The organism is Stutzerimonas stutzeri (assembly GCF_002909485.1).
Lineage (GTDB): Bacteria > Pseudomonadota > Gammaproteobacteria > Pseudomonadales > Pseudomonadaceae > Stutzerimonas > Stutzerimonas stutzeri_AH.
In genome coordinates this window covers 118,362-136,998 of record NZ_PPXG01000003.1, presented here as the reverse complement: position 1 = coordinate 136,998, position 18,637 = coordinate 118,362, and the positions used below count along the sequence as shown (strand labels likewise).

Sequence of the window (18,637 nt, the reverse complement as noted above, 5' to 3'; positions counted from 1 at the left end):
CTCAGAACCCCCAGGCGATCAGCCGCTCGGCCAGGGCCAGATAGAGCGGTATGCCGATCAGGATGTTGAACGGAAAGGTGATACCCAGCGAAGCAGTCAGCGACAGCGACGGATTGGCTTCCGGCACCGCCAGACGCATCGCCGCAGGCACCGCGATATAGGACGCACTGGCCGCCAGCGTGGCAAGCATCGCCGTGCCGCCTAGCGACAGCCCCATGAAGCGCGCCAGCATGGCGCCGATCAGCGCTCCAATCAGCGGCATGATCAGGGCGAAAGCGGCGAGCTTGAAGCCGTAACGCTTGAGCGAGCCCAGCTGGCCGGACGCGATCAGGCCCATTTCCAGCAGGAAGAAAGCCAACACCGGTTTGAACATGCTGGTGTACAGGGGTTCGAGCGGCTTGATGGCTTCCTTGCCGGCAATCGCGCCGATCAGCAGGCCGCCGAGCAGCAGCATGATGCTCTTGCCGAGGAAAATTTCGCGGCCCAGTTCCTTCCAGTCGGTATCGCGCGACACGCCCTTGGCCAGCAGAATGCCGACCAGGATTGCGGGAATCTCGAGGATCGCCACGAACAGCGGCATGTAGCTTTCGAAGAAGATCTCCCGCGCCGCAAGATAGGCCACCACGACGGCGAAGGTACCGGCGCTGACCGAACCATAGTGAGCCGCCACCGCCGCCGCATTCACCCGGTCGAAGCGCAGACCACGCAGCAGGACGAACGCCAATATCGGTAGCAGCACGCCAAGTGCCAGCACCAACAGCGACTGGCCGAGCAATGCAGCGCTGGCCTGCTCGGCCAGCTCCACGCCGCCATGCAGACCGATGGCCAGCAAGAGCACGATGGACAGCGTTTCATAGAGTGCCGGTGGCAGCTTTAACTCGCTCTTGACCAACCCGGCGAACAGGCCGAAGACGAAGAACAGCACTACTGGGTCGATACCCATCTACATTCTCCACAGCTCGGAAGGTAAGCCGTTCCCTGGCAGATATTGGCTCGAAAAAAAGGAGCCACGCGGGCTCCGAAGGGGACATACAGCCAGCGCGCCATTGTCGCCGGGCCAGCCAGGTCTACCTCTACAGCATAGCCAGCCCTGCAGCATCCGGCGTCGGCGTCGCATCATCACAACGCGACGCCACCCATCGATCAGGCCTCGATCTCTATCAAGACATCGCCCGGGTTCACCCGGTCACCTTTAGCGACATGAACCACTTTGACCGTTCCACTCATGGGCGCCTGAATTTCGGTTTCCATCTTCATCGCTTCACTGATCAGCACCGGTTGGCCAGCCTTGACCACATCACCTTCCTTGACCAGCACATCGACCACATTGCCCGGCATGCTGGTGCTGACATCGCCCGGCCCGCTGGCCTGCTTGCGCTGGCCGCCACCGCCACCGCCGACGAAGTTGTTCAATGGCTCGAACACGACCTCCTCCGGCATGCCGTCGATGGAGAGGAAGAAATGCCGCTTACCCTCACCCTTGACCCCAACGCCGGTGATGTCGACGCGATAGGTCTCGCCGTGCACATCGATAACGAACTCGGTCGGCACGCCCTGCCCACCTGCGGCAGTCGCGGTGCTGCCATCCGGAATCGGCAGCAGCACTTCAGGCACCAACGTACCGGCTTCGCGCTCCTCGAGGAATTTGCGGCCGATGTCGGGGAACATGGCATAGGTCAGCACGTCTTCTTCGGACTTGGCCAGCGCACCGATTTCCAGCCGCAGCTTGTTCAGCTCCGGCTTGATCAGGTCGGCCGGACGTACGTCGATGATCTCTTCGCCGCCAATGGCCTGACGCTGCAGCTTGGCGTCGATGGTGCCCGGCGCCTTGCCGTAGCGGCCCTGCAGGTAGAGCTTCACCTCATTGGTGATGGTCTTGTAGCGCTCGCCGGCGAGCACGTTGAAGAACGCCTGGGTGCCGACGATCTGCGAGGTCGGCGTCACCAGCGGCGGGTAGCCGAGGTCCTTGCGCACGCGTGGAATCTCGGCAAGCACTTCATCCATGCGGTTGAGCGCGCCCTGCTCCTTCAGCTGGTTGGCCAGGTTGGAAATCATCCCGCCTGGTACCTGGTTGACCTGCACACGGGTATCCACGCCAGTGAATTCGCTTTCGAACTGGTGGTATTTCTTGCGCACCGCGTAGAAGTACAGGCCGATCTCCTGCAGCAGCTCCAGATCGAGGCCGGTGTCGTACGGAGTACCACGCAGGGCGGCAACCATCGACTCTGTGCCGGGATGACTGGTGCCCCAGGCCATGGAGGAAATGGCGGTGTCGATGTGGTCGGCGCCGTTCTCGATGGCTTTGAGCTGGCACATGCTGGCGACGCCAGCCGTGTCGTGGGAGTGGATGAACACCGGCAGGTCGATCTCGGCCTTCAGTGCGCGGACCAGGTCGCCCGTGGCAAAGGGTGTCAGCAGGCCGGCCATGTCCTTGATCGCGATGGAGTCGACGCCCATGTCGCGCATCGCCCGGCCCTGCTCGACAAACAGCTCGACGGTGTGCACCGGGCTAGTGGTGTAGGCGATGGTGCCTTGGGCGTGCTTGCCGGTCTTCTTCACGGCCTTGATAGCGGTTTCCAGGTTACGCACGTCGTTCATCGCATCGAAGATGCGGAACACATCAATGCCATTTTCCGCCGCCTTGCCGCAGAACGCCTCGACCACATCATCGCTGTAGTGACGGTAGCCGAGCAGGTTCTGCCCGCGCAGCAGCATCTGCAGCCGGGTGTTAGGCAGTGCGGCTTTGAGCTGGCGCAGACGCTCCCAGGGATCCTCCTTGAGAAAGCGCACGCAGGCGTCGAAGGTGGCGCCGCCCCAGACTTCGAGGGACCAATAGCCGACGCGGTCGAGCTTTTCACAGATCGGCAGCATATCTTCAGTGCGCATGCGGGTCGCCAGCAGCGACTGGTGGGCGTCACGCAGGATGGTGTCGGTAACGGTGATTTTCTTCTGAGCAGTCATGGTTCGTTCCTCACAGTCCTGCGTGGGCGGCGATGGCGGCAGCGATGGCCAGGGCCAGCTCGCCCGGCTTGCGTTTGATCGAGTAATTCAGCAGTTCCGGATGGTTGTCTACGAAGCTGGTATTGAACTGGCCGCTACGGAAGTCCGGGTTGGCAAGGATCTGCTGGTAGTAGGTGGCGGTGGTCTTCACGCCCTGTACGCGCATGTCGTCCAGCGCACGCGAGCCGCGCGCCAGCGCCTCCTCCCAGGTCAGTGCCCAGACGATCAGCTTCAGGCACATGGAGTCGTAATACGGTGGAATGGTGTAGCCGGTGTAGATCGCCGTATCGGTGCGCACACCGGGCCCGCCGGGTGCGTAGTAGCGGGTGATCTTGCCGAAGCAGGGCAGGAAGTTGTTGCGCGGCTCTTCGGCGTTGATGCGAAATTGCAGGGCAAAGCCGCGGTACTGGATATCTTCCTGCTTGACCGACAGCGGCAGGCCGGAGGCAATGCGAATCTGCTCGCGAACGATATCGATGCCGGTGATTTCCTCGGTGATGGTGTGTTCCACCTGCACGCGGGTGTTCATCTCCATGAAGTACACCTCGCCTTCGGCGAGCAGGAACTCCACGGTGCCAGCGTTCTCGTAGCCCACGGCCTTGGCTGCGCGAACCGCTAGATCACCGATATAGGCGCGCTGCTCTGGGGTGAGCTGCGGGCTCGGGGCGATCTCGATGAGCTTCTGGTTGCGGCGCTGGATCGAGCAGTCGCGCTCGAACAGATGCACAGTGCTGCCAAAGGAATCGGCGAGTATCTGCGCTTCGATATGCTTGGGTTCGACGATGCATTTTTCCAGGAACACATCGGCCGAGCCGAATGCCTTGGTTGCCTCTGAGATGACCCGTGGAAAGGCCTGGGTCAGTTCTTCGCGCGAGTTGCAGCGACGGATGCCACGCCCGCCGCCACCGGACGTCGCCTTGAGCATCACCGGGTAGCCAATGCCCTCCGCTGCGGCCAGCGCCTCTTCGACATTCGCCACATTGCCTTCGGTACCCGGCGTAACCGGTACGCCGGCCTTGATCATGCTGCGCCGCGCTTCAGTCTTGTCGCCCATGCGGCGGATTACTTCGGCGCTTGGGCCAACGAAGCGGATGCCGCGCTCGGCGCAGATTTCCGCCAGTTCGGCATTCTCGGAGAGGAAACCATAGCCCGGATGGAGCGCATCGCAGCCGGTCTCTACGGCCAGGTTCACGAGTTTGCGCGGGTTCAGGTAGCCGGCCAGAGGATCGTCGCCAATGAAATGCGCCTCGTCGGCGCGCTTGACGTGCAATGCATGGCGGTCGGGCTCGGCGAATACCGCCACCGAGCGCACGCCCATTTCGGCGCAGGCCCGCACGATGCGGACGGCAATTTCACCGCGGTTGGCGATCAGCAGCTTCTTGATCACGCTGTCAGTCCCTCGGTCAATGAGCAGGTAACCCCTTATGCGGGTCATGATCACTCGCATTCACACGAGCCTTTTCACCCTACGCCGGCTCAGGGGATTACTGAAAATGAATAATTGTTTGCCTGATGATAAGTAATTACTTATAGATGCGCTGATCCGGGCATTAAACTGGCCGAACGGTCAGCATGCCGCCGGCCATCATCGCGACGGCTCAACAACGTTAACTTGCGAGGAATGTGATGCGAAAATCGCTGATGCGCATGACATTGCGCCAGCTGCAGGTATTTCGCGCGGTTTGCGAAACGCTCTCCTATAGCCGTGCTGCAGAAGAAATGTCGCTGACCCAGCCGGCAGTCAGCCTGCAGATTCGCCAGCTGGAAGAATTGGTCGGGCAACCCTTGTTCGAATATGTCGGCAAGAAGCTCTATCTCACCGATGCAGCTGAAGCGCTGCAACGGGCCAGTACAGACATTTTCGGCCGCCTGGACAGCCTCGACATGCAGCTGTCCGATCTGCAGGGCTCCCTGCAAGGGCAACTCAACCTGGCCGTAGAATCCAGCGCCAAGTACGTCACCCCACACCTGTTCGCCGCCTTCAAGCGCCTGCATCCAGAGGTCAGCCTGCAGCTGGTGGTGGTCAACCACGCCCAGGCGGTCAAGCGCCTGTCAGTGAGCCGTGACGATCTGCTGATCATGTCCCAGGTACCCACGGACATGGACCTGGAGTTCATGCCCTTTTTGAACAACCCGATCATCGCGGTGGCGCCGCCCGAACACCCGCTATGTCGAGCCGCGACGCTGTCCCTGCAAGACCTCACGCGCTATCCGCTACTGGTGCGCGAGCCAGGCTCCGGCACGCGACGGGCCGGCGAAGATTACCTGCGCCAGAAACGTGCGCACTTCGCCCAGACCATCCAGGTCGCATCTCTGGACGCATTACGCGAATGCGTGGTGGCCGGACTCGGCCTGGCCCTGCTACCACGGCATGCGGTGCACCTGGAGCTGGCCAGCGGGCTACTTTGCGAGCTGCCGGTAGTGGAGCTGCCGCTGTATCGCAGTTGGTGCGTGGTGCATCCGCGCGGCAAGCGCCTGAGCCCGGTAGCCCAGGCGTTCTTCGCCTTCCTCCGTGAAGAACGCGCGCAGATCAGTGCGCTGGCGGAGCGCTTCGCCGGGTCGCCGACGAGTCCCGCAGCGAGCTGATCACCAGCGCATCGGCGTAGTCGTTCAGTTCGGCGTGCAGCTGGCGTTGTTCGGTATAGCTTTCGATGGCGCGACGAAAACGCATGCGGCGCTCATCCTGCTGTTTGCGACGGGACTTACTGTCGAGCTGACTGTCGTCGGTGTGCCGAAGCATGGGCGGTCTCCCAGAACAGGTAAGGGAAAACCAGCATCGGCGCACGGGATGACAGCATGAAGTCAGCGTTATTACGCGCCGATGAAGAAGCAGCGAGTAGCGTGCAGCAACCGCTCAGTCGTCGTGCGACTTGACCTTCTGCGGCGACAGGCGAAGGCTGCGCAGGCTGCGCTTAACGCTTTTGAGGTGATTGACCAGGCTCGGCCCACGGGCCATGGCGACACCCATGGCCAGCACGTCGATCACTACCAGGTGAGCGATACGCGAGGTCAGCGGGGTATAGATCTCGGTGTCTTCCTGCACATCGATCGCCAGATTGATCGTGGCCAGCTCGGCCAATGGGGTCTGGCTCGGGCACAGGGTGATCAACGTCGCGCCGGACTCACGTACCACGTTGGCGGTAATCAGCAGGTCTTTGGAGCGGCCGGACTGCGAGATGCAGATCGCCACATCGGTGGGCTTGAGTGTTACCGCCGACATGGCCTGCATGTGCGGATCGGAATAGGCCGCGGCTGACAGCAACAGACGGAAGAACTTGTGCTGTGCGTCGGTGGCCACCGCGCCGGACGCGCCGAAACCGTAGAACTCCACCCGCTCAGCCTTGGCCATGGCGGCAACGGCGCGCTCCAGCGCATCGGAGTCCAGCTTCTCGCGCACTTCCATCAGCGTGTGCAGGGTGGTGTCGAAGATCTTCAGCGCGAAGTCGGTAACCGAGTCATTCTCGCTGATTGCAAACTGACCGAAGCTGGCACCTGCGGCCAGGCTTTGTGCCAGTTTCAGCTTGAGATCCTGAAAGCCGAGACAGCCGATGGCACGACAGAAGCGCACGATGGTCGGCTCGCTGACACCCACGGCATGGGCGAGGTCAGCCATGGAGCTATGCATCACCGCGGCCGGATCGAGCAACACATGATCGGCCACCTTAAGCTCCGACTTCCGTAGCAGGCTTCTAGACTGGGCGATGTGCTGCAGCAGATTCACGTTCCGGACTCGCTATGATCACGTATGACGGCCTGATTCAGGCGCAACTGGCGCCGCTCGGCCATCAGCGGGTTGTAGTGGGGCGGTAGTTATACTACAAGCCTCGCCATGCCGCCCATTTTTTGGCCTCTATGGAGTGACCCGATGTCGATTTCCTGTGACATGCTCGTGTTCGGCGGAACCGGTGACCTGACGCTGCACAAGCTGCTTCCGGCGCTCTACCATCTGCACCGCGACGGACGCCTGCACGCCGACGTGCGCATTCTCGCCCTGGCGCGCAAGAAGCTCGACCGCGACGGCTACCTGGCACTCGCCGAACGGCATTGCCGCGCCCAGGTCGCGCGTAACGACTTCAGTACCGACACCTGGCAAGCCTTCGCCAAGCGCCTGGACTATTTCGCCATGGACGCCACCCAGCGCGGTGAATTCGTGCGACTCGCCCAGCATCTCGGCAAGGCCGAAGGTCGCGTGCGGGTGCATTATCTGGCGACCGCTCCCGACCTGTTCGAACCCATCGCCGCCAACCTCGAAAGCGCAGGACTGGCAGGCGACGACGCGCGCATCGTGCTGGAGAAGCCTATCGGCCATTCACTCGATTCCGCCCTGGAGATCAACGAAGCGATTGGCGCGGTGTTCCCCGAATCACGCATCTATCGGATCGACCACTACCTGGGCAAGGAGACGGTGCAGAACCTCATGGCCCTGCGCTTCGCCAACGCGCTGTTCGAGCCGATCTGGCGGGCCGCACACATCGACCATGTGCAGATTACCGTCGCCGAGACCCTCGGCGTCGAGAACCGCGGCGGCTATTACGACAATGCCGGCGCCATGCGCGACATGCTGCAGAACCACCTGTTGCAGCTGCTCTGCCTCGTGGCGATGGAAGCGCCGGTGCGTTTCGACGCCAAGCATATCCGCGGCGAGAAGGTGAAGGTGCTCGAAGCGCTCAAACCCATTACCGGCAGTGACGTACTGGACAAGACCGTGCGCGGCCAATACGGCGCAGGCCAAATCGGCGGCCAGGAGGTGCAGGCCTACTACTTCGAGCCCAGCATCGACAACGACAGCGACACCGAGACATTCGTCGCTGTACAAGCCGAGATCGATAACTGGCGCTGGGCCGGCGTGCCCTTCTACCTGCGCACCGGCAAGCGTATGGCGCGCAAGCGCTCGGAGATCATCATCACCTTCAAACAGGTGCCGCACCTGCTGTTCAGCAAGGGCGAAGTGAATCGTCTGGTGATCAGCCTGCAGCCGGAGGAGAGCATCAGCCTGCAGCTCATGGCCAAGGCACCCGGCAAGGGCATGCAGCTGGAGCCGGTGGAGCTCGACCTGAACCTGGCGCACGCATTCAGCAGCACACGTCGCTGGGAGGCCTACGAGCGCCTTCTGCTGGATGTCATTGAGGGAGACTCAACGCTATTCATGCGCCGCGACGAGGTGGAAGCGGCCTGGAATTGGGTCGACCCGATCCTGCGCGGCTGGCACAGCTACTACCGCAAACCGCGACCCTATGCCGCCGGCGAAGACGGACCGGATCAGGCCCACCAATTCATCGAGCGTCAGGGCCGCCACTGGTGGCAATGAAGTTGCCCAGAGCAACTTCTCGCAACTTCTCTACAGCCCGCGCATAACGCGAGATAGAGCGGATCGGTAGACTTCCCGCAATCATCCGGTACGGCCCTGGCAACTAGTGAGATCAACTAGCTCAGCTTCGGCCGTATCACGCCTACATACAGGCGTCATATCAGCCAATTATTATGGATAGTTCGGCTCGCATATCACCGCTATTTCCCTGCTCGCATTGCGCACTATTCTTCCAGGCATACTTCACCGCACAAGGCCAGGAGCGCTCGCGCCAATACAGCGATTGAGCAGCGCACCAGGAAACAGATCTAAACCCAGCATTCACGGCACCTCCAGCCCAGCTCACGCAACGTTTGTAGAACTTCTTCGCGCCACCACCCTCGAACTTCCCGTGTCACTCCATGAACTCACACATAACTATCAGCGGTCATCACTCACCAGACGGAATGAAACAGACCGAAACATCCATGGCGCAATCGCTGTAATAGCGCGGGATTGAGCGATATATGCAAGGCCCAGCACTTCGCATATTCGGAAGTTCGGGTTGAGAAACTTCTCCGGATATGCCTACCCTAATAAGGAATTCAATCAACAACCCCAAAGGCATTGTTTTGAGTTTCCCCACCGTAGTGCTCCGTCGCCCAACCGACGGCGACGGTTACAACCTGCATCAGCTGGTGGCGCGCTGCCAGCCCCTCGATAGCAATTCGGTCTACTGCAACCTGCTGCAGTGCGCCGATTTCGCTGACACCGCCATCGCCGCAGAAAACGCTCAGGGCAAGCTGGTTGGTTTCATTTCGGGTTACCGCCCCCCTTCTCGACCGGACACGCTGTTCGTCTGGCAGGTCGCCGTCGATAGCTCGATGCGCGGTCAGGGACTGGCCCTACGCATGCTGCTTGCATTAACGGCCCGTGTGGCCCGTGAGCAAGGCGTGAGCTTCATGGAAACCACCATTTCCCCGGACAACGCGGCGTCCCAGGCGCTATTCAAGCGGGCATTCGACCGGCTGAGCGCCGATTACACCACGCGCACGCTGTTCGCCCGCGCCGAGCATTTCGCCGGCCAGCACGAGGACGAGGTGCTCTACCGCGCCGGCCCGTTCACCGTTTCCCATCTAGAAGAAGAGCTCAAGGAGCACGCATGAAAACTTTTGAACTGAACGAATCCAAGGTTCGTAGCTACTGCCGTTCCTTCCCCGTGGTCTTCGACCAGGCCCAGGGCGCCGAACTGGTCACCCAGGGCGGCAAGCGTTACATCGATTTTCTCGCCGGTGCCGGCACGCTCAACTACGGGCACAACCACCCGGTACTCAAGCAGGCGCTGCTCGAGTACATCGAGAACGACGGCATTACCCACGGCCTGGACATGTACACCGCGGCCAAGGAGCGTTTCCTCGAAACCTTCAACCGCCTGATCCTCGAACCGCGCGGCATGGGCGACTACCGCATGCAGTTCACCGGCCCGACCGGCACCAACGCGGTCGAAGCGGCGATGAAGCTGGCGCGCAAGGTCACCGGGCGTAACAACATCATCAGCTTCACCAACGGCTTCCACGGCTGCAGCATCGGCGCGCTGGCCGCGACCGGCAACCAGCATCACCGCGGCGGCTCCGGCATCAGCCTCACCGATGTCAGCCGCATGCCGTACGCCAACTATTTCGGCGACAAGACCAACACCATCGGCATGATGGACAAGCTGCTCTCCGACCCCTCCAGCGGCATCGACAAGCCGGCCGCGGTGATCGTCGAGGTGGTGCAGGGCGAAGGCGGTCTCAACACCGCGTCGACCGAGTGGATGCGCAAGCTCGACAAACTCTGCCGCAAGCACGAGATGCTGCTGATCGTCGATGACATCCAGGCCGGCTGCGGCCGCACCGGGACCTTCTTCAGCTTCGAGGAGATGGGCATCCATCCGGACATCGTGACCCTGTCCAAGTCGCTGTCCGGCTATGGCCTGCCATTCGCCATGGTGCTGCTGCGCCCAGAGCTGGACCAGTGGAAGCCAGGCGAGCACAACGGCACCTTCCGCGGTAACAACCATGCGTTCGTCACCGCTGCCGCAGCCGTCGAGCATTTCTGGCAGAACGACGAGTTCGCCAACAGCGTGAAGGCCAAGGGCAAGCGCATCGCCGACGGCATGCAACGCATCGTCCGCCGCCACGGCCCGGATTCGCTGTTCCTCAAGGGCCGCGGAATGATGATCGGCATCAGCTGCCCGGATGGTGATATCGCCTCCGCCGTCTGCCGTCACGCCTTCGAGAACGGCCTGGTTATCGAAACCAGCGGCGCCCACAGTGAAGTGGTCAAGTGTCTCTGCCCGCTAATCATCAGCGAAGAGCAGATCGACCGCGCACTCGCCATCCTCGACAAGGCCTTCGCCGCCGTGATGAGCGAGCAGACCGAAAACCAAGCTTCCTGAGGTATTTGCAATGATCGTCAGAACCCTCGCCGAGTGCGAGCAGACCGACCGCAAGGTCCACAGCAAGACCGGCACCTGGGACAGCACCCGCCTGTTGCTCAAAGACGACAACATGGGTTTCTCGTTCCACATCACCACCATCTACGCCGGCAGCGAGACGCACATCCACTACCAGAACCATCTGGAGTCGGTGTACTGCATGAGCGGCAACGGCGAGATCGAGACCATCGCCGACGGCAAGATCTACAAGATCGAACCCGGCACGCTGTACATCCTCGACAAGCACGACGAGCACCTGCTGCGTGGCGGTAGCGAGGACATGAAGATGGCCTGCGTCTTCAACCCGCCGCTCAACGGCAAGGAAGTGCATGACGAGAGCGGCGTCTATCCGCTGGAGGCCGAAACCGTCTGATACCGGTTTACCGGGGCGGCCGCCGAGCCGCCCCCCATCACAAGAAAAGGAGGTAAGCGTGAACCCTATGCAAGCCGACCTGTATCCCTCGCGCCAGGAAGACCAGCCCAGCTGGCAGGAACGCCTGGATCCGGTCGTCTACCGCAGCGACCTGGAGAATGCGCCGATAGCGGCGGAGCTGATCGAGCGTTTCGAGCGCGACGGCTACCTGGTCATTCCCAATCTGTTCAGCGCCGACGAAGTGGCGGTGTTCCGTGCCGAACTCGAGCGCATGCGCAAGGACCCCGCCGTCGCCGGTTCCGGCAAGACCATCAAGGAACCCGATAGCGGCGCAATTCGCTCGGTGTTCGACATTCATAGCGACAACGATCTGTTCGCCCGCGTGGCTGCCGACGAGCGCACCGCCGGCATCGCCCGCTTCATTCTCGGTGGTGATCTGTACGTGCATCAGTCGCGGATGAACTTCAAGCCCGGCTTCACTGGCAAGGAGTTCTACTGGCACTCGGACTTCGAGACCTGGCACGTCGAGGACGGTATGCCGCGCATGCGCTGCCTGTCCTGCTCGATCCTGTTGACCGACAACGAGCCGCACAACGGCCCGCTGATGCTGATGCCTGGCTCACACAAGCACTACGTGCGCTGCGTCGGCGCCACGCCGGAGAATCACTACGAGAAATCCCTGCGCAAGCAGGAGTTCGGCATTCCCGACCAGAACAGCCTGAGCGAGCTGGCCAATCGCTTCGGCATCGACTGCGCCACCGGCCCGGCCGGCAGCGTGGTGTTCTTCGACTGCAATACGATGCATGGCTCCAACGGCAACATCACGCCCAGCGCGCGGAGCAATCTGTTCTACGTCTACAACCATGTGGATAATGCCGTGCAGCCGCCGTTCTGCGAGCAGAAACCCCGCCCGGCATTCGTCGCCGAGCGCGAAAACTTCAAGCCGCTGGACATTCAGCCGCAACAGTATCTCTGAGGCGATTGGGCGCGTCTGATGACGGGCCCGATCCCCCGGCTTGGCCGATCACTTTACGGCCCAGGGATGAATTCACTTTCAGCTCGTTGATCGACAGGTGCGCCAGCCGCGCCGGGCCCGTCAACGGCCTGCCAGATTCGGACGCAATATAAAGATGCATACCGTAGAAAAGATCGGCGGCACGTCGATGAGCCGCTTCGAGGAAGTCCTCGACAATATCTTCATCGGCCGCCGGGAAGGCGCAGCGCTTTACCAGCGCATCTTCGTCGTCTCGGCCTACAGCGGCATGACCAACCTGCTGCTGGAACACAAGAAGACTGGCGAGCCCGGCGTCTACCAGCGCTTCGCTGATGCGCAGAACGAAGGCGCCTGGCGCGAGGCGCTGGAGTACGTGCGCCTGCGCATGCTGGCCAAAAACGCCGAGCTGTTCAGCTCCGAATACGAATTGCACGCCGCCAACCAGTTCATCAACTCGCGCATCGACGACGCCAGCGAGTGCATGCACAGCCTGCAGAAGCTCTGCGCCTACGGGCACTTCCAGCTTTCCGAACACCTGATGAAAGTGCGCGAAATGCTCGCTTCCCTCGGTGAGGCGCACAGCGCCTTCAACTCGGTGCTGGCGCTCAAGCAGCGCGGCGTCAACGCGCGCCTGGCCGACCTAACCGGCTGGCAGCAGGAGTCGCCGCTGCCGTTCGAGGAGATGATCGCCAGCCACTTCGCCGGTTTCGACTTCGACCGCGAACTGGTGGTCGCCACCGGCTATACACACTGTGCCGAAGGCCTGATGAACACCTACGACCGCGGCTACAGCGAAATCACCTTCGCCCAGATCGCCGCCGCCACCGGTGCGCATGAAGCGATCATCCACAAGGAATTTCACCTCTCTTCTGCCGACCCAAATCTGGTGGGTGCCGACAAGGTGGTCACCATCGGCCGCACCAACTATGACGTCGCCGACCAGCTGTCGAACCTCGGCATGGAAGCGATCCACCCGCGCGCGGCCAAGACCCTGCGCCGCGCCGGTGTCGAGCTGCGCATCAAGAACGCCTTCGAGCCCGAGCACGGCGGCACGCTGATCAGCCAGGATTACAAGTCCGAGAAGCCCTGTGTGGAAATCATCGCCGGGCGCAAGGACGTCTTCGGCATCGAGGTATTCGATCAGGACATGCTCGGCGACATCAGCCACGACATGGAGATCAGCAAGCTGCTCAAGCAGCTCAAGCTCTACGTGGTAAACAAGGATTCCGACGCCAACAGCATCACCTACTACGCCTCCGGCTCGCGCAAGCTGATCAACCGCGCCGCAAGACTGATCGAGGAGCACTACCCGGCCGCCGAGGTCACGGTGCACAACCTGGCCATCGTTTCGGCGATCGGGTCGGATCTCAAGGTCAAGGGCATCCTGGCCAAAACCGTCGCGGCGCTGGCCGAAGCAGGCATCAGCATCCAGGCAATCCACCAGTCGATCCGCCAGGTGGAAATGCAGTGCGTGGTTAATGAGGAGGACTACGACGCCGCGATCGCCGCGCTGCACCGCGCGTTGATCGAGCCGGAAAACCACGGCGACGTGATCGCCGCGGCCTGATCCAGGCCCAAAAGCAAAACGCCGGGCTCGTCCCGGCGTTTTGCTGTCTGCACGCATGACGCCGATCAATACCGCCGGTAACGCGTAGGATGACTATGAAGGCAAGAAGCACGTCGCGCTGCCCCCCCCGGCAGTCGCTGGCCTGCTCGCCGGTCTTCTACCACGCAGGAGTTGCCATGTTTCCCGAATACCGCGATCTGATCACCCGCCTCAAGGCGGACAACAAGACCTTTGCCCGCCTGTTCGACGAGCACAACGAGCTCGATCAACGGGTAAAGAACATCGAGGCCCACATCGTTCCCGGCACCGATAGCGAGGTGGAGATACTGAAGAAGGAGAAGCTGCAGCTCAAGGACCGGCTCTACGAGATGCTCAAGGAAGCGTCCGCCGCCTGATCCTCGGCGCCCCGTGCAAGCGGGGCGCCATTCACGCCTGTCCTAATATCGCAGATGACGCGCAATCGGTGGGCAAGCGCAGTAAAATGCCGCGCTTCTTCGATGCCCTCCTGCGAGTCCTGCGCCATGAGCACCCCCTATCGCACCGAGCTGCTGTCCCCTGCCGGCACGCTGAAATCCATGCGCTACGCCTTCGCCTACGGCGCCGATGCGGTATACGCCGGACAGCCACGCTACAGCCTGCGTGTGCGCAACAACGAATTCGACCACGCCAATCTCAAGCTCGGCATCGACGAAGCGCATGCACTGGGCAAGCAGTTCTATGTGGTGGTCAACATCGCCCCGCATAACGCCAAATTGAAGACCTTCATCAAGGACCTGGAGCCGGTTGTGGCGATGGGCCCGGATGCGTTGATCATGTCCGATCCAGGCCTGATCATGCTTGTTCGCCAACATTTTCCCGAGCAGACCATCCACCTGTCCGTGCAGGCCAACGCGGTGAACTGGGCTACGGTGAAGTTCTGGGAAAGCCAGGGCGTATCCCGGGTGATCCTCTCCCGCGAGCTGTCGCTGGAGGAGATCGGCGAGATCCGCGAGCAGGTGCCGGGCATGGAGCTGGAAGTGTTCGTGCACGGAGCGCTGTGCATGGCCTACTCCGGCCGCTGCCTGCTGTCGGGCTACATCAACAAGCGCGATCCCAACCAGGGCAGTTGCACCAACGCCTGCCGCTGGGAGTACAAGACCCACGAGGCGAAGGAAAACGAGATCGGCGACATCGTGCACAAGTACGAGCCGATCGTCGTGCAGCCGGCACAAGTTGCCAGCCCCGATCCGACCCTCGGTGTCGGTGCACCAACCGACGAAGTGTTCCTGCTCGAAGATAGCAGTCGTCCGGGCGAATTCATGTCCGCCTTCGAGGACGAGCACGGCACCTACATCATGAACTCCAAGGACCTGCGTGCCGTGCAGCACGTCGAGCGACTGGTGAAGATGGGCGTGCACTCGCTGAAGATCGAGGGCCGCACCAAGAGCCACTACTACGTGGCGCGCACCGCCCAGGTCTATCGCAAGGCCATCGACGACGCACTCGCCGGCCGGCCGTTCGACAAGTCGCTGATGGACACCCTCGAATCGCTGGCCCACCGCGGCTACACCGAGGGCTTCCTGCGCCGTCACGTGCACGATGAATACCAGAACTACGAGCGCGGCTTCTCGGTTTCCGATCGCCAGCAGTTCGTCGGCGAACTGACCGGCGAACGGCGTAACGGCCTGGCAGAAGTAAAGGTGAAGAACCGCTTTGCCGTCGGCGACAAGCTGGAGCTGATGACACCCCAAGGCAATCTCAACCTGCGCCTGGAGCAACTGGAGAACAAGCGCGGCGAATCCATCGAGGTAGCACCAGGCGATGGCCACACCGTCTATCTACCCGTGCCGGAAGACGTGGACCTGCGCTACGCACTGCTGATGCGCGAACTGGAAGGCACGACTACGCGCGGTTGAGGCGGGCTGGCGTCGCGTTGCGACGCCGCGACCTAGCGCAGCAATTCGGCGAACTGCTCGGCCGGCACCGGCGGGCTGAGCAGGTAGCCCTGAATCTCGTCGCAGTGGTTGGCCTTGAGGAAATCCATCTGCGCCTGGGTTTCCACCCCTTCGGCCACCACCTTGCGTTCCAGGCTGTGAACCATGGCGATGATCGCGCGGGTAATCGCCGCATCCTGGCTGGAGTGCTCCAGCTCACTGATGAACGAACGATCGATCTTCACGTAATCCACCGGGAAGCGCTTGAGGTAGCTCAGCGACGAGAAGCCGGTGCCGAAATCGTCGATGGCCAACTTCACGCCCAACGCACGCAGCTGTTCGCTGATACTGATGGCGTTGTCGATATCGTCCAACAACTGGCTTTCGGTCAGCTCCAGCTCCAGCATCGTCGCGGGCAGGCCGGTTTCCTCCAGCACCTGGCGTACCAGGCTGACGAAGTTGCCCTGGCGTAACTGCTTGACCGAGAGGTTCACCGAGACGCGAATCTCGGCCAGCCCTTCCAGCTGCCACTGACGCGCCTGACGGCAGGCCTCACGCAGCACGAATTCACCCAGAGGAATGATCAGCCCGGTGTCCTCCGCCAGCGGTATGAAGTGCGCGGGAGCAATCAGGCCGCGCTGGGGGTGACGCCAACGCACAAGCGCCTCGGCAGCGTCGAGCGCGTCATTGGCAAGACTCAAGCGCGGCTGGTAGAAGACTTCCAGCTGGCCGACTTCGAGCGCCTTGCGCAGTTGATTCTCCAGCTGCAGCGACTGCATGCTCGACGCTTGCGGGCGATCGGTGAAGAACTGCAGCGTGTTGCCACCCAAGTGCTTGGCATGCTGCATGGCGGTGCTCGCCTGGCGCAGTAACACATCGGCGTCGCGGCTGTTGTCCGGCAGCAGGCTGACGCCGATGGAAGCACCGATCACCAGCTCCTGATCGCCGACGATGATCGGCTTGCGAATGCGCTGCAGCAGTCGGCTGCCCAGATGAGCAAGGCCGCTGAGGCTGCCATAGCCATCGAGAAGCACGACGAATTCGTCACCGGACAAGCGAGCGATGGTGTCGGCATCGGCCAGGTTCTGCTTCAGCCGGCGCGATACCTCGCGCAGCAGCTCATCGGCCGCTTCATGGCCGAGGCTCTCGTTGAGCAGCTTGAAGCGATCCAGGTCGATGTAAAGCACCGCCATGTTGCGGCCGTTGCGGCGCCCACGCTGGCAGGCCTCATGCAGCCGCTCCTTGAGCAGGCCGCGATTGGCAAGCCCGGTGAGGTCATCATGCTGACTCAGATAACGCAGGCGTTCCTCGATCTTGCGCCGAACGCTGAGATCGGAAATGAAGGCGACCACGTGAGAAACGCTGTTGTTGGCATCACGCACCTCGCGCAACTGAACCCACTGCGGGTAGACCTCACCGCTCTTGCGCGTCTCGATCAGCTCGCCCTGCCAATAGCCATGACGCTCCAGTGCTTCGCGCATCGCCGCATACTGGCGCTGGCTTTCCGGCGAACCGGCAATGCGCGCCACGCTACGACCGAGCAATTCCTCACGGCTATAACCCGACAGAGCGCAACAGGCATCGTTGATCGCCAACACGCGGTACTTGGCGTTCATGATCACCATGCCTTCGCTGGCCGCTTCGAACACTGTCGCAGCCAGTCGCTGCTGCTCGGCCTGGCGGCGCAGGTCGCTGATGTCGCGACGAGTACCGATCATGCGCAGTGCTCGCCCGGACGCATCGCGCTGGATCACCCGCCCGCGGTCCTCCATGCAGATCTCAGTGCCATCGGCACGCAGCGCACGGTACTCGACGGCAAAGAATTCGGTCTCGCCCTTCAGGTGCGAAATCAGGGTTGCGCGGACACCTGCAAGGTCATCCGGATGGATGTCCGGCAACGGTGAGCCGTCTTCGTCATGGCGCCTTTGTAGCCCGATGCCAAAGACCACCTCGAGTCGAGAATGATGAATACGGTTGTGCTGCAGGTCCCAGTCCCAGAGTCCAAGGCCGCTGGCATCGAGGGCCAGATTCAGTCGCGCCTCGCTTTGACCCAGCTCCTCGGCAACCCGGGCCAGCTCGGCGGTACGCTTGACCACCCGCTGCTCGAGGTCGTCATAAGCGCCGCGCAGTTGCTGCTCGGCATGGCGGCGCTGCTCGACTTCCGATGCCAACCGACGGTTGAGCACATCCGCCTCGCGACCGGCTTTTTCCAGCCGCTCGATCAGGCGCTGCTTGTGCAACCGCTGCTCCAGCCCGTCACTGACTAGTCGGTTGATCTGCCAAGCGATCAGGCTCAGGGTTGCAAGCACGATCATCGCCAACAAACCCCACCCCTGCTGCAGCGGATGTTCACTGGTCATCAGGAGCAAGCCTGTCGGCAGCAGACTGGGCACGGCAAAACTGAAGAACGCCGGCAAACTGACCCCATACGCGACGCTGGCTGCCACCACCACCGAACCGATCAGACCGTAGAGCAGCGCCTGGGTGACGAATACATCAGGCGGCACCAGAGCCACCATGGCGTAACACAGACTCAGCGCAGAGGCGGCACTACCCAGCAGGAAGCGCCAGCGCCAATACGGCTCTGCCTGCCCCTCGGGGGTGGCCCGATTGAAGGCCATCACCTGCTGCAGCCGCAACAGCCCCAGAAGTGCCATCCAGCCTGCCCAGACGCCAAGCTCGATGCCGCCCTGCTCACCCCAGAGCACCACCACGCAGATCAGGGTGGTAATCAACAGCAGCACAGCCGGAATACGCGATCCCCGGTACAACAGTCGTGTGCGCTCGGCAGGGTGATCGGCTGCCGATGCCCCGCTGGGGACTTGCTGCGCTGATGCCAGGCTGGCGGCTCGAATAGACTCGGTCATGGATGTTGTTCTAGTAATAGCTGCACCCGAATTAGGTTCTCTTGGAACCAAAACACTTTCGATAATGGCATGTTGCTAGCGCCTCGTCATACCACGGTGCGTCGGAAATACCCCTATGGTTATCCTTATCGACCAATGGATGAGCCGCTGCACCCAT

Annotated in this window: 15 protein-coding genes; 9 read left to right on the top strand and 6 right to left on the bottom strand. The window is 61.9% G+C overall.

Annotation, left to right across the window (positions count from 1 at the left end):
- Position 1 precedes the first annotated feature (1 nt).
- The 3 genes from CXK91_RS08090 to CXK91_RS08080 form a co-directional block, all read right to left on the bottom strand.
- Positions 2–943, bottom strand: a complete 942-nt coding sequence (locus tag CXK91_RS08090; RefSeq protein WP_103455656.1) for a sodium-dependent bicarbonate transport family permease — start codon at positions 941–943, stop codon at positions 2–4.
- 200 nt (positions 944–1,143) lie between these two features.
- Complete coding sequence (gene oadA / locus CXK91_RS08085) at positions 1,144–2,961, bottom strand: sodium-extruding oxaloacetate decarboxylase subunit alpha (protein WP_103455655.1); 1,818 nt, start codon at positions 2,959–2,961, stop codon at positions 1,144–1,146.
- A 10-nt stretch (positions 2,962–2,971) separates the two neighbouring features.
- A complete protein-coding gene (locus tag CXK91_RS08080; protein ID WP_103456054.1) occupies positions 2,972–4,387 on the bottom strand; it encodes an acetyl-CoA carboxylase biotin carboxylase subunit in 1,416 nt (471 codons plus the stop codon).
- A gap of 239 nt (positions 4,388–4,626) precedes the next feature.
- On the opposite strand from CXK91_RS08080, the gene CXK91_RS08075 reads away from it, so the two are divergent.
- Complete coding sequence (locus CXK91_RS08075; protein ID WP_103455654.1) at positions 4,627–5,586, top strand: LysR family transcriptional regulator; 960 nt, start codon at positions 4,627–4,629, stop codon at positions 5,584–5,586.
- Here CXK91_RS08075 and CXK91_RS08070 read toward each other — a convergent pair.
- Complete coding sequence (locus CXK91_RS08070; protein WP_103455653.1) at positions 5,531–5,740, bottom strand: PA3496 family putative envelope integrity protein; 210 nt, start codon at positions 5,738–5,740, stop codon at positions 5,531–5,533. The genes CXK91_RS08075 and CXK91_RS08070 overlap by 56 nt on opposite strands.
- 114 nt (positions 5,741–5,854) lie before the next feature.
- Entirely contained in the window at positions 5,855–6,721 is an 867-nt protein-coding gene (gene hexR, locus CXK91_RS08065; RefSeq protein ID WP_103455652.1) for a transcriptional regulator HexR, read from the bottom strand.
- Positions 6,722–6,865: 144 nt separating this feature from the next.
- Between hexR and zwf the strand changes: the two genes are divergently transcribed.
- The 8 genes from zwf to yegQ all read left to right on the top strand — a co-directional run bounded on the left by zwf (position 6,866) and on the right by yegQ (position 15,595).
- Positions 6,866–8,308, top strand: coding sequence for a glucose-6-phosphate dehydrogenase (zwf, locus tag CXK91_RS08060; RefSeq protein WP_103455651.1), 1,443 nt, complete (start codon positions 6,866–6,868; stop codon positions 8,306–8,308).
- 629 nt (positions 8,309–8,937) lie between these two features.
- Entirely contained in the window at positions 8,938–9,453 is a 516-nt protein-coding gene (ectA, locus tag CXK91_RS08055; protein ID WP_181003939.1) for a diaminobutyrate acetyltransferase, read from the top strand.
- On the top strand, positions 9,450–10,727 hold the full coding sequence (gene ectB, locus CXK91_RS08050; protein WP_103455649.1) for a diaminobutyrate--2-oxoglutarate transaminase: 1,278 nt from the start codon (positions 9,450–9,452) through the stop codon (positions 10,725–10,727). Before ectA ends, ectB begins: the two co-directional genes overlap by 4 nt.
- A gap of 10 nt (positions 10,728–10,737) precedes the next feature.
- Entirely contained in the window at positions 10,738–11,139 is a 402-nt protein-coding gene (locus CXK91_RS08045) for an ectoine synthase (protein ID WP_003284068.1), read from the top strand.
- Between the two features lie 67 nt (positions 11,140–11,206).
- Positions 11,207–12,115: an ectoine hydroxylase gene (gene thpD, locus CXK91_RS08040; RefSeq protein WP_103455648.1), complete on the top strand. Its 909-nt coding sequence runs from the start codon at positions 11,207–11,209 to the stop codon at positions 12,113–12,115.
- Between the two features lie 154 nt (positions 12,116–12,269).
- Positions 12,270–13,700 carry an aspartate kinase gene (locus CXK91_RS08035; protein ID WP_103455647.1) on the top strand — a complete coding sequence of 477 codons (1,431 nt, stop codon included), beginning with the start codon at positions 12,270–12,272 and terminating at the stop codon, positions 13,698–13,700.
- A gap of 176 nt (positions 13,701–13,876) precedes the next feature.
- A complete protein-coding gene (locus CXK91_RS08030) occupies positions 13,877–14,095 on the top strand; it encodes a YdcH family protein (protein WP_103455646.1) in 219 nt (72 codons plus the stop codon).
- Between the two features lie 126 nt (positions 14,096–14,221).
- On the top strand, positions 14,222–15,595 hold the full coding sequence (gene yegQ, locus CXK91_RS08025) for a tRNA 5-hydroxyuridine modification protein YegQ (RefSeq protein WP_103455645.1): 1,374 nt from the start codon (positions 14,222–14,224) through the stop codon (positions 15,593–15,595).
- 32 nt (positions 15,596–15,627) lie between these two features.
- On the opposite strand, the gene CXK91_RS08020 is transcribed toward yegQ, so the two are convergent.
- Complete coding sequence (locus CXK91_RS08020; RefSeq protein ID WP_103455644.1) at positions 15,628–18,480, bottom strand: putative bifunctional diguanylate cyclase/phosphodiesterase; 2,853 nt, start codon at positions 18,478–18,480, stop codon at positions 15,628–15,630.
- Positions 18,481–18,637 lie beyond the last annotated feature (157 nt).

What these genes read in the sequence shown, in the direction of transcription:
- CXK91_RS08020 (WP_103455644.1), bottom strand. Translation starts at nt 18,480, where the DNA reads ATGACCGAGTCTATTCGAGCCGCCAGCCTGGCATCAGCGCAGCAAGTC.
- CXK91_RS08035 (WP_103455647.1), top strand. Translation starts at nt 12,270, where the DNA reads ATGCATACCGTAGAAAAGATCGGCGGCACGTCGATGAGCCGCTTCGAG.
- zwf (WP_103455651.1), top strand. Translation starts at nt 6,866, where the DNA reads ATGTCGATTTCCTGTGACATGCTCGTGTTCGGCGGAACCGGTGACCTG.
- yegQ (WP_103455645.1), top strand. Translation starts at nt 14,222, where the DNA reads ATGAGCACCCCCTATCGCACCGAGCTGCTGTCCCCTGCCGGCACGCTG.
- oadA (WP_103455655.1), bottom strand. Translation starts at nt 2,961, where the DNA reads ATGACTGCTCAGAAGAAAATCACCGTTACCGACACCATCCTGCGTGAC.
- CXK91_RS08075 (WP_103455654.1), top strand. Translation starts at nt 4,627, where the DNA reads ATGCGAAAATCGCTGATGCGCATGACATTGCGCCAGCTGCAGGTATTT.
- CXK91_RS08070 (WP_103455653.1), bottom strand. Translation starts at nt 5,740, where the DNA reads ATGCTTCGGCACACCGACGACAGTCAGCTCGACAGTAAGTCCCGTCGC.
- thpD (WP_103455648.1), top strand. Translation starts at nt 11,207, where the DNA reads ATGCAAGCCGACCTGTATCCCTCGCGCCAGGAAGACCAGCCCAGCTGG.
- CXK91_RS08045 (WP_003284068.1), top strand. Translation starts at nt 10,738, where the DNA reads ATGATCGTCAGAACCCTCGCCGAGTGCGAGCAGACCGACCGCAAGGTC.
- CXK91_RS08030 (WP_103455646.1), top strand. Translation starts at nt 13,877, where the DNA reads ATGTTTCCCGAATACCGCGATCTGATCACCCGCCTCAAGGCGGACAAC.
- ectB (WP_103455649.1), top strand. Translation starts at nt 9,450, where the DNA reads ATGAAAACTTTTGAACTGAACGAATCCAAGGTTCGTAGCTACTGCCGT.
- CXK91_RS08090 (WP_103455656.1), bottom strand. Translation starts at nt 943, where the DNA reads ATGGGTATCGACCCAGTAGTGCTGTTCTTCGTCTTCGGCCTGTTCGCC.